The organism is Roseisolibacter sp. H3M3-2, from assembly GCF_029211165.1.
Lineage (GTDB): Bacteria > Gemmatimonadota > Gemmatimonadetes > Gemmatimonadales > Gemmatimonadaceae > Roseisolibacter.
On sequence record NZ_JARGEK010000463.1, the window covers coordinates 1 to 3165 of the forward strand.

Annotated in this window: 1 protein-coding gene; it reads right to left on the minus strand. The window is 77.3% G+C overall.

Annotated elements, in window-relative coordinates:
• Positions 1–179 precede the first annotated feature (179 nt).
• Positions 180–2933: an EAL domain-containing protein gene (locus PYV61_RS23030; protein ID WP_275836102.1), complete on the minus strand. Its 2754-nt coding sequence runs from the start codon at positions 2931–2933 to the stop codon at positions 180–182.
• Positions 2934–3165 lie beyond the last annotated feature (232 nt).

Sequence of the window (3165 nt, forward strand, 5' to 3'; positions counted from 1 at the left end):
ATGCCGCGCGGCGCCGCCGGCCGCTGAGCGGCGGCGGGGCGGGGGAGGACGGACGGGGCGGCCGCCAGCAGCAGCGCGGCGGCGAGTCGGACGGCGGAGGCGGGTGACGGCACGATCGGTCCCGGTGCGAGCGGCGGCCCTGCGGGGTCGCCGGATGGGACGCGCCCCGCCCGTCGACGTTAAGCGGCCGCCCCGATCCGCGCCCCCGCCCCCACCAGCGCGTCCATCTCCTCCTCGGGCATCGGGCGGGCGAACAGGAAGCCCTGCGCGAAGTCGCACCCCAGCGCCCGCAGGTGGTCGCGCTGCGCCGCGTCCTCCACCCCCTCGGCGATGCACCGCAGCGCCAGCGTGTCGCCGAGCGCCAGGATGGTGCGCGCCAGCGCCGCCTCGTGCGCGCCGCGCGACAGCCCCTCGACGAAGCTCTTGTCGATCTTGAGGATGTCGATCGGGAAGCGCTGCAGGTAGCTGAGCGACGAGTACCCGGTCCCGAAGTCGTCGATGGCGAGGCGCACGCCGAGGGCGCGCAGCGCGTGCAGCGTGACCAGGTTCGCCTCGGTCCCCTGCATCATCACCGTCTCGGTGATCTCGAGCACCAGCGCCGACGGGGGGAGCCCGGTCTCGGCCAGCACCGCCGCCACCTCGTCCACCAGCCCGGGCGCCTGCAGCTGCCGCCCCGACAGGTTCACCGTCATCGTCAGCGGCGTCGCGTCGGGCGCGTCGGCGCGCCCGGCGGCCCAGCGCGCCCCGGCGCGGCAGGCCTCGCGCAGCACCCACGTCCCCAGCGGCACGATCAGCCCCGACGACTCGGCGATCGGGATGAACTGCGCCGGCGAGATGCGCCCGCGCGACGGGTGCGCCCACCGCACCAGCGCCTCCGCGCCCACCACCTCCGCGTCCGCCAGCCGCACGATCGGCTGGAAGTGCAGCGTGAACTGGTCGCCGCCCCCCGCCGCCAGCGCCTGGCGCAGGTCGGCCTCCAGCACCAGCCGGTCGAGCAGGGCGGCGTGCATCTCGGGGGCGAACAGCTCGGTGCGCCCCTTCCCGCCGTGCTTCGCGCGGTACATCGCGACGTCGGCGTTGCGCAGCAGCTCCTCAGGCCCGTCGTCCAGATCCGCGCGGGCGACGCCGATGCTCGCGTCGAGCATCAGCTCGCGCCCGTCGATCACCAGCGGGGCGCGCAGCGCGGCGGCGACGCGGCTGGCGACGGTGAGCGCGTCGGCGCCGTCGCCGGCGTTCTCCAGCAGCACCGCGAACTCGTCGCCGCCCAGGCGCGCCACCGTGTCGCAGCCGCGCGTCGCGTTCAGCAGCCGCTCGCCGACCGCCGCCAGCAGCCGGTCGCCCGCGGCGTGGCCGAGCGAGTCGTTGACCGTCTTGAAGTCGTCGACGTCGAGGAAGAGCACCGCCACCGACGACCGGCTCCGCCCCGTGCGGGCGAGCGCGTGCGCCACCCGGTCGCGGAACAGCGTGCGGTTGGCCAGCCCCGTCAGCGGGTCGTGGAACGCCTGGTGGGCGAGCTGCTGCTGCAGCAGCGCGCGCTCGGTCACGTCGCGGACGTTCACCACGATGCCGCCGACCGCCGGGTCGTCGAGCAGGTTGGTGGCCAGGCACTCCATCGTGCGCCACTCCCCCGCCGTGTTCACCAGCCGCAGCACGATCGGGCCGTACGTCCCGCGCGTCCGCGCCGCCTCGGCCAGCACGACCTCCGACAGCGCCACGTCGTCGGGGTGCACGTGCGTGCGGATCGGCGTGCCGAGCAGCGGCTCGGCGGCGTGGCCGAGGTTCCGCTCGATCGACGGGCTGACGTAGCGCACCGTCCCGCCGGCGTCGAGCAGCGCGATGATGTCCGACGAGTGCTGCACGAGGGAGCGGAAGCGCGCCTCGCTCGCGCGCACCGCCTCGCGGGCGCCGCGCTCCCCCTGCAGCCGCGCCAGCTCGCGCGAGGCGACGTACTGGCGGAGCAGCACGAGCGCCGTGACCGCCACCGCGACCACCAGCACCCCGCTCGCGCGCGTCCCCCAGGCGCTGGCCGGGCTGGCGAGGAGGAAGGCGTGCAGGATCGCCACCGCCACATAAGGAAGGAGCCCGAGCCCGCGCGCCTCCAGCCGCGCCGGCGCGGCGCCGTCGGCGTGCCCGCGCCGGCGCCCCGACTCGGCGGCCCCGGTGGCCAGCGCCCAGGTGGCCGTCATCCACGTCAGCTCGGTCAGCCCGCCCGCCTCGTAGCCGTTGGTGAGCGTCTGCCATCCCATCGACACGTCGCCGGCGAAGCGGGCCACCAGCCCCGCCGCGACCCACGCCAGGGCGCGGCGCGACGCGACGTCGGGGCCGCGCACCAGCGCCGCGCAGGCGGCGTAGAGCAGCGCCAGGTCGGCCACCGGGTAGCCGCAGTTCACCAGCACGTCGAGCGGCGCCGCGGCGCGGGCCGTCAGCGCCGGCCAGAGCACCCAGTACCACACGACCGCCGCGCCGCTCAGGACCACGACGCCCGTGTCGAGCCAGAACCGCACCCGGAAGCCGCGCGCGGCCGGCGGGGCGGGGAACGCCAGCACCCCCGCCAGCACGAACGGGAAGAACGCCAGCTGGATCACGTCGGCCAGCGACACCGCCGGGCGCCCCGCGAGCTCCCACACCACCCCCGCCAGCCACCACACGCAGGTGGCCGTCGCCACGTGGCGCCAGGCGCGCGCGCTCGGCGCGTCGCCGCGCAGCCGCGCCGCGGTGGCGGCGCGCCACAGCAGCACGCCGAACACGGAGGCCAGCGGGAGCATCGTCCCCTCGACCACCCGCGCCACGGCCGCGTGGTCGACGCCCGGCGCGAAGCGCAGCGCCCACAGCGCCGCCAGCAGCGCCCCGCCCGCGCGCGCGATCCGCGGGTCCCAGGCGGCACGCGCGGGGGACCCGGCGTCGTCGGCGCGGGGGAGGAGGGAGAGCGGCATACGGTGCTGAATGTCGGCCCCACCGTCCGGCGACTGTACCGCCCGAGGATGACAGCGCGATGACGGTTGGCGCGTGCGGCGCCGCCTTCCCCCGTCCCCGGGGCGCCGCTTTCTTCCGCCCCGTGCCGCCTCAGCCCCACGCCCCCGCCGCGCCCGCGTCCGTCGCGCGCCCCGCCGCCGTCGCCGCGGCCGCCGCGCCCGGGGTGCTGGCGGGGTTCGGCGCGCGCGACGG